Source organism: Brunnivagina elsteri CCALA 953 (assembly GCF_002289455.1).
Classification (GTDB): Bacteria; Cyanobacteriota; Cyanobacteriia; order Cyanobacteriales; family Nostocaceae; genus Brunnivagina; species Brunnivagina elsteri.
The window spans coordinates 1-7,278 of the sequence record NZ_NTFS01000340.1 but is presented as its reverse complement, the minus strand read 5'-3'; the positions used below and the strand labels follow the sequence as shown (position 1 = coordinate 7,278).

The 7,278-nt window shown below is 42.2% G+C and carries 4 protein-coding genes; all 4 read left to right on the top strand.

Annotated elements, in window-relative coordinates:
• Positions 1 to 140: 140 nt before the first annotated feature.
• The 4 genes from CK510_RS23075 to drmA all read left to right on the top strand — a co-directional run bounded on the left by CK510_RS23075 (position 141) and on the right by drmA (position 7,205).
• Complete coding sequence (locus tag CK510_RS23075; RefSeq protein ID WP_095723914.1) at positions 141 to 395, top strand: UPF0175 family protein; 255 nt, start codon at positions 141 to 143, stop codon at positions 393 to 395.
• A complete protein-coding gene (locus CK510_RS23070) occupies positions 385 to 870 on the top strand; it encodes a PIN domain-containing protein (RefSeq protein ID WP_095723913.1) in 486 nt (161 codons plus the stop codon). Before CK510_RS23075 ends, CK510_RS23070 begins: the two co-directional genes overlap by 11 nt.
• Positions 871 to 1,006: 136 nt before the next feature.
• Positions 1,007 to 3,115 (top strand): UvrD-helicase domain-containing protein, encoded by a 2,109-nt coding sequence (locus CK510_RS23065; protein WP_095723912.1) that lies wholly within the window; start codon positions 1,007 to 1,009, stop codon positions 3,113 to 3,115.
• Between the two features lie 79 nt (positions 3,116 to 3,194).
• Entirely contained in the window at positions 3,195 to 7,205 is a 4,011-nt protein-coding gene (gene drmA, locus CK510_RS23060) for a DISARM system helicase DrmA (protein WP_095723911.1), read from the top strand.
• Positions 7,206 to 7,278 lie beyond the last annotated feature (73 nt).

Below are 7,278 nucleotides of genomic sequence, written 5' to 3'. Positions count from 1 at the left end.
ATTTGTTCGTCGTAAAGGTTCGTAGTAAGAGCTTTAGCTCTTTCTTAAATATGAGGACTAAAGTCCTCACTACGAGCTAATATAATAAAAGACTTAAGTTGTTGGAAAATTTATCTCATTTAATAAATAGAGAAAAAAGTATGCGAACAGTACCCATTCAATTACCAGAAACAGTATTCTCAGCACTTCGCAAAAACCCTGAAGAGTTCGTCAGAGAAATGCGAATTGCTGCATCTGTAAAATGGTACGAATTAGGCGAAATATCACAAGCAAAAGCAGCAGAAATAGCAGGACTAACTCGCGCTGAATTTATTAATGCTTTATCACGCTATAAAGTAGACTTTATGCAATATACTGCCGAGGAGTTAGCCGAGGAATTAGCGAATGCCGATTAATCGCGTTGTCATTAATTCTTCGCCTTTAATTGTGCTTTTGAAAAGTCAACAATCACAATTAATTTCACAATTATTCACAGAAATTTTAGTCCCGTCAGGTGTTTTTGAAGAAGTCACCACAAAAGATGATGTTGCATCAACACAATTACCTACTATTGATTGGATACAAACAGTAGAAGTTAATACTATTGCACCTGAAGTCGCAACTTGGGATTTGGGAAAGGGAGAATCACAAGTGTTGAGTTTGGCTTTAGGAGATCCAGACTTTGCTGCTATTGTTGACGATAGGGCAGCACGACGCTGCGGTCAAGCTTTGGGTATTAGTATAATTGGGACGGGAGGTTTATTAATATTAGCAAAAAGGCGCGGGATTATTCCAAGTATATCTCCTGGGATTCAAGCTTTACGTGATGCTGGTTTATGGTTATCTGATAGTTTAGTCAATTTACTCAAAGAACAAGCAGGGGAATCTTAAAAAATTCTGAATAAGGCTTGTAGTAAGAGCTTTAGCTCTTTCTTAAATATGAGGACTAAAGTCCTCACTACGAACTAATATTTTTTATACATGGTTATCGCTATAATCAAATTCATGTGTATAAAATATCTATCGCATGAACTTTGAGATTATCCACAAACCAACATTTACTAACCAACTCCTCGTTTTTCCCAAAGAGCAGGTGGTACAAATATTAGAGAAAATCGAAGTCCTGCGAAATGACCCCAAACCCCACGGGAAACTAAAGAAAAAACTCCACGGTTATAAGGGTGATGTGTATCGTTTGCGCTCAGGAGACTATCGCATAATTTATACCTATGGTGATGGTTGGGTTGTCTTGATGGGTGTGGATGCTCGTAAGGATGTATATAAGGGTGATAAGTTATTTGCCCAAACCACAGAGATTGATATTAATGCTTTACCAGATGTAGAAGCGATACTCACAATCAAACCCAGCTATACAAAAGATTTTAGTTCTCCCACAGCGACAAATACAGAAACTCTTTTACCCATATCTTTAACAGAAGAATTACTCAAACGGTTGCGAATTCCCACAGAATATTGGACTAATTTAATCGCTTGCAAAACTTTAGATGATTTGACGGCAATCAATTTGCCAAGTAAATGGTGCGATATTGTCTTTGATTGTATTGCCGAACCGAATTTCGATCGCGTTCTCAACCAACCCAGTTATGTTACGGGTAGCACTGATGATTTGCTGCGGTTTACAGAGGGTGAGTTGTTGGGTTTCTTATTAAAAATGAATCCCGAACAGGAAAAGTTTGTAAACTGGGCAATTAATGCCAGTGGTCCTACACTATTAAAGGGTGGTCCAGGTACGGGGAAAAGTACGGTTGCACTTTACCGTGTTCGTGCTTTGCTGGCAACTTTGCAGGCAAATGGGGTAAAAAAGCCAAAAATATTATTTACGACTTATACAAATGCTCTCATCGGCTTTTCTCAGCAATTGCTAGAGAGTTTGTTGGGGGAAGATATAAAATACGTGGAAGTCAAAACCGCAGATGCAATTATTGCCTCAATAATTAACCAAAATGGGAAAAAAGCCAATATTGCTTCCGGTGATGTGCTGCGAAAAATCATGAAGAAAGCGATCGCGTCTGCGATAGAATCCCTAGAGGGTAATTTACTCCAACGTCAAGCCCAAGAGCAAACCTTAAAGCGTCTGAGCATTGATTATCTCATTGATGAAATTAGTACGGTGATTACAGCTAGGGAAATTAACACCCTGGAAGCATACCAAACCACATCGAGGACGGGTAGAGAAATTTCTCTCAACAAAACCCAACGTCAAGCAATTTGGCATTTGCGAGAAAATTTTTACCAACTCCTAGCAGAACAAGGATTGGAAACTTGGCATCAACTTCGCAGTCGCGCTTTAGAAATTCTCCGAGATATGGATGCTCCCCCATTGTACGACGGCGTGGTCATTGACGAAGCCCAAGATTTAGACCCCAATACCCTCCGCATCCTCACCCAAATTTGTGCATCTCCCAACCGTTTATTTATCACTGCTGATGCCAATCAATCTATATATGGTAGTAGTTTTCGTTGGAGTGATGTTCACCAGGATTTAAAATTTGTGGGAAGAACTGGTGTACTACGAGTTAATCATCGTACCACCCGCGAAATTAACGAAGCTGCGATCGCATACCTAACTAACGGTGCTTTGGATGATTTGGAAAAACAACGGGAATATGTTCACAGTGGACCATCTCCCGCAGTTAGGGCTGTAAATAATGCTGCCGACGAAGCCGAATTACTAACACAGTTTTGCCAAGCTGCTACCCGCGAATACCGCTTGGGGATTAGTTCCTGTGCAGTAATAGTGCCAACGGAAAATGTAGGTATAAAAATTGCTGGTCAACTTTCATACTTGGGTTTAGAAGCCCATTTCATGAACAGTAAAGAATTAGACTTAAATAAACAAGGTGTTAAAGTAATAACCCTGAAAGCCGCAAAAGGGTTAGAATTTCCCATTGTAGCGATCGCAGGATTTTTGGATGGAAGTTACCCAATTATTGCCAAAGGTACACCAGATGAGGAAATTACAGAAATTTTGGCACGGGAACGTCGTACCCTGTTTGTAGCAATGACTAGGGCTATGCGAGCTTTGTTGGTTATCATTCCTGCGGATAATTCTTGTATATTGTTAGATAATTTCGACTCACAATTATGGAATCTTGGTAATGAAACAGGCTTGTAGTAAGCACTTTAGTGCTTATTGTTGAGAAAGAAGCACTAAAGTGCTTACTACGAACAATTATTTATTTTCGGTAATATTAATGATTATTCAGCTTCCTTCCATACTGCCAGGTGATTTAGATTTAGCAACAGTTAATCAACAACTGCGATCGCATGAAGTTCAACTCGATTGGAGTGGTGTGGTTTCTGCACCGGAGTCTCAGCTTTCGGTATTATTGGAGGGGGTTGACCAGGTTGAAGATGCTGATTGGTTGATGAGTGGAGATATTACAGAGAATATTGCTGCTGATATTATCAATTTCTTTAACAAGCAAAAATCTAAAGCTAAAAAATCCCGTTTACCGAAAAAATCTCCAGTAACTAAGGTAAAACCCCAGGTATGGGAACAGGGTAAACTTTTGGAAACCCAATTTGTCCCCGCAGAAAAAGAAGGTCAATTATTAGAAGAACAATTTATACCTGTCAATAATGTAATTTCTGAAGAAGAAAAGCTTGAAAATAATCAAATTCTGGCATCCCAAATACCCAATGCCTATAAAATACGCGAAGAATTAGAACAAGCTGTATTAGCAGATTTACTAGGACCTGCGGGTGGAGAAGAAGAAGAAGTTGATGAGGATAGTGTGAGCGATCGCTATTTGGTGGGTTTACTTGCACCGCAACAACGTCATCTGGCTGCGGAGACTGTCAATAAATCGGTAATTGCGAACGAACCAGAGGAGCAACCGTTTCGAGAGGTTGATTGCCAGTTACCAGAACATCTCGATGAATTGGCTGTAGTTGGGAAAGGAACAGTGGAAGATGGGACAACGGAAGTTAGTATTCCCCCGGCTGAAAGGATGTTTCCCTCGTCTTTGGGGATGACTTTTTGCGTTAGTTCTACGGCTAAAGTGTTAAGAATTGCTGCGGCTTGGGGACAATATAAACGGGAAAAAAGCGCAACCATTACCAAAAAAGATGATACGCCGAAAATGGTGTGGAAGCGTCAGCAAATCCGCGAAATTTCCCCCGCTATTCCCCTCAAAGCCGGAGAAATTTCTAAATGGATGGTACATCCCGATTATCCCCAAGTTCAGGTACAAGGGAAAATTCGCCAGCAAAATAACGGTGATTGGATTGTTAGTCTATTTTTGATTAACGGACAAAAGGAACCCAAAATCAAGAAAGATGAAGCATGGCTATTTCAACCACAATTAAGTGTCACTTCCGCAGATTCCCAACAAGCGGATATTTTTCTCAAACGACACCAACCCCGCAATCTCGGTAAACTCGATCCGGTAATTTATGCGGAAGAAAAAGCAATGGCGATGCTTTACCGCAAACAGGTAGAATTTGCTATCGGACATGGGGTAAGTGTTCATGCAACCACCGCAGCAAATACTACAGAAAGGGCAATTAAATTATCTACCAGCATTATACCTGTGTACGAAGTTCCCAAAACTTCTCCACCCCAAGCCGATGAAATCCCTGAATTAAAGGGGTTAGTTTTGGATATGCGAGAATTGGGGGAAACTGCAACGATAGATTTTTCGACTAAACTCAATCCCCTTGTCACAGCTTACACAACTTGGATTCAGCAACAAGCACAGCGCATATCTAACCCCGATGAAGGATTGACAAATTATCAAGATGTTGCCCAAGAAGCGATGAAAAATTGCGATCGCACTCTCCAACGCATCCAGTCAGGTTTGAAATTGCTGGAAACTAACCCCGATGCTGCGGAAGCTTTCCGATTTATGAATCAATCCATGTACTTGCAGCGTGTGCGTTCTATTTACTCGGAACAAAACCGTCAGGGGCAAAATCCCGATTTAGGGAAAATACCCAATCCGACTTGGTTTCCCTTCCAGTTGGCGTTTATTTTGCTGAATTTACCCAGTGTCACCGAATTACACCATCCCGATAGAAGCCACGAAACCGACGCTGTTGCAGATTTGCTGTGGTTCCCCACTGGTGGTGGTAAAACCGAGGCTTATTTGGGTTTAACTGCTTATACCATAGGATTGCGAAGATTGCAAGGAGTTATTGCGGGGCTATCGGGTGAATATGGGGTAGCTGTATTGATGCGCTACACCTTGCGTCTCCTAACATTACAACAATTCCAACGCGCTACAGCTTTAATTTGTGCTTGCGAATCCATCCGTCGAGAAAACCCCAGCAAATGGGGTAAAGAACCATTTCGTATTGGCTTGTGGGTAGGTCAACGCACCACCCCCAACCACACCGACCAAAGCGAGGAATTTTGCAAACAAGCGCGGGGACAGTTCCAACAAAGCACTAGCGGTTCCCCCCACCAACTCACGAATTGTCCCTGGTGCGGTTCTAAAATCGATCCAGGTAAAAATATAGAAGTCGAATCTTTTAGTAAAGGACGCGCTCGAACTTTAGTTTATTGCGGTGATTCCCTGGGAAAATGTTTATTTAGCAAAAAGCAATCTGCCGGGGAAGGTTTACCCATACTTGTTGTTGATGAGGAAATTTACCGTCGTTTACCCACACTCTTAATTGCCACCGTCGATAAATTTGCCCAAATGCCCTGGAAAGGAGAGATTCAAATGCTATTTGGGCAAGTCGATGGGTATTGCGATCGCCACGGGTTTCGCTCTTCAGATATCGAAGATACCGACTCCCACAAGAAAAACGCCAATTTCCCGGCAGCCAAAACAACTCCCTGTAATCCCCTGCGTCCACCTGATTTAATTATCCAAGATGAGTTACACCTAATTAGTGGACCCTTGGGAACCCTGGTGGGACTCTACGAAACAGCCGTAGACCAATTATCCTCCTGGGAAGTAGACGGGAAAAAAATTCGTCCCAAAGTCATCGCTTCTACTGCCACAATCCGCCAAGCAGAAACCCAAATCCACAATTTATTTTTGCGGCAAGTACAGGTTTTTCCACCCCAAGGTTTGGATGTATCCGATAATTTCTTCTCCCGTCAGCGACAACCAGACGAAACGAATTTTGGACGCAGATATCTGGGGATTTGTGCCACCGGAAGACGGATGAAAGCTGCATTAATCCGTATTTATGTGGCTATTCTCGCAGCTTCCCAATACCTATACGAAAATCAACAATATGGCGATCGCGTTGACCCCTGGATGACCTTGGTTGGTTATTTTAACTCGATGCGGGAATTAGGAGGAATGCGGCGTTTGGTGGATGACGATATTCGTATCCGTCTGGGGAAAATGGATAGTCGGGGACTTGCCAAACGTCTGCGAATTAACCTAGAAGAACTCACATCCCGTAAGGATTCTACAGATATTCCCGTCGTTTTAGATAGGCTGGAAACATCCTTCGACCCCGTGCGAGAAGCCCAAATCAAAGCCAAACGCAAAGCTGGGCAAAAGGTCGAGCAACTGGAACCATTAGATGTTTTATTGGCAACAAATATGATTTCCGTGGGTGTCGATGTCAAACGCTTGGGGGTGATGGTAGTTACGGGACAACCCAAAAACACCGCCGAATACATCCAAGCCACCAGTCGCGTAGGACGGACATTTCCCGGTATCGTCTTTACAGTTTACAATTGGGCGCGTCCCAGAGATTTATCCCACTACGAAAGATTTGAACACTACCACGCCACATTTTATCAACATGTAGAAGCATTATCTCTCACACCTTTTGCCCCCCGTGCCATCGATCGGGGATTGGCTGCATTATTTATATCCCTTGTGCGATTGGCGGGTAAGGAATTTAATGGTAACAACCAAGCTGGAAAAATTGAACGTACCCATCCTTATATTCAGTCTGCCATCAATACAATATGCGATCGCGCTGGATTAGTTGGGGATGCAGAAACCAAAAAACTTGTAAAACAAGCCCTAGAAGCCAAATTAGATAACTGGCTAAATAAATCACAAAATTTAATTGGGGGTGGTACTCTCAAATATCAAATAGACAAACGCGATGGTTTAACTATTGAATTATTAGAGTCGGCAGGACAAGGTATTTGGCAGGACTTTACTTGTTTGAACTCTCTGCGAAATGTTGAACCGACAGTGGGGTTAATTTTTCAAGACCAAGCCCCTGATGATGACTTTAGCAGATTACCCCAACCCATGAAAATCAAGTCAGAAGGCTCGTAGTAAGGACTTTAGTCCTGAGCTTACTACCAAGTACACAATTCCTACAAATAACTTTTTGTTGTAAATATCGGGA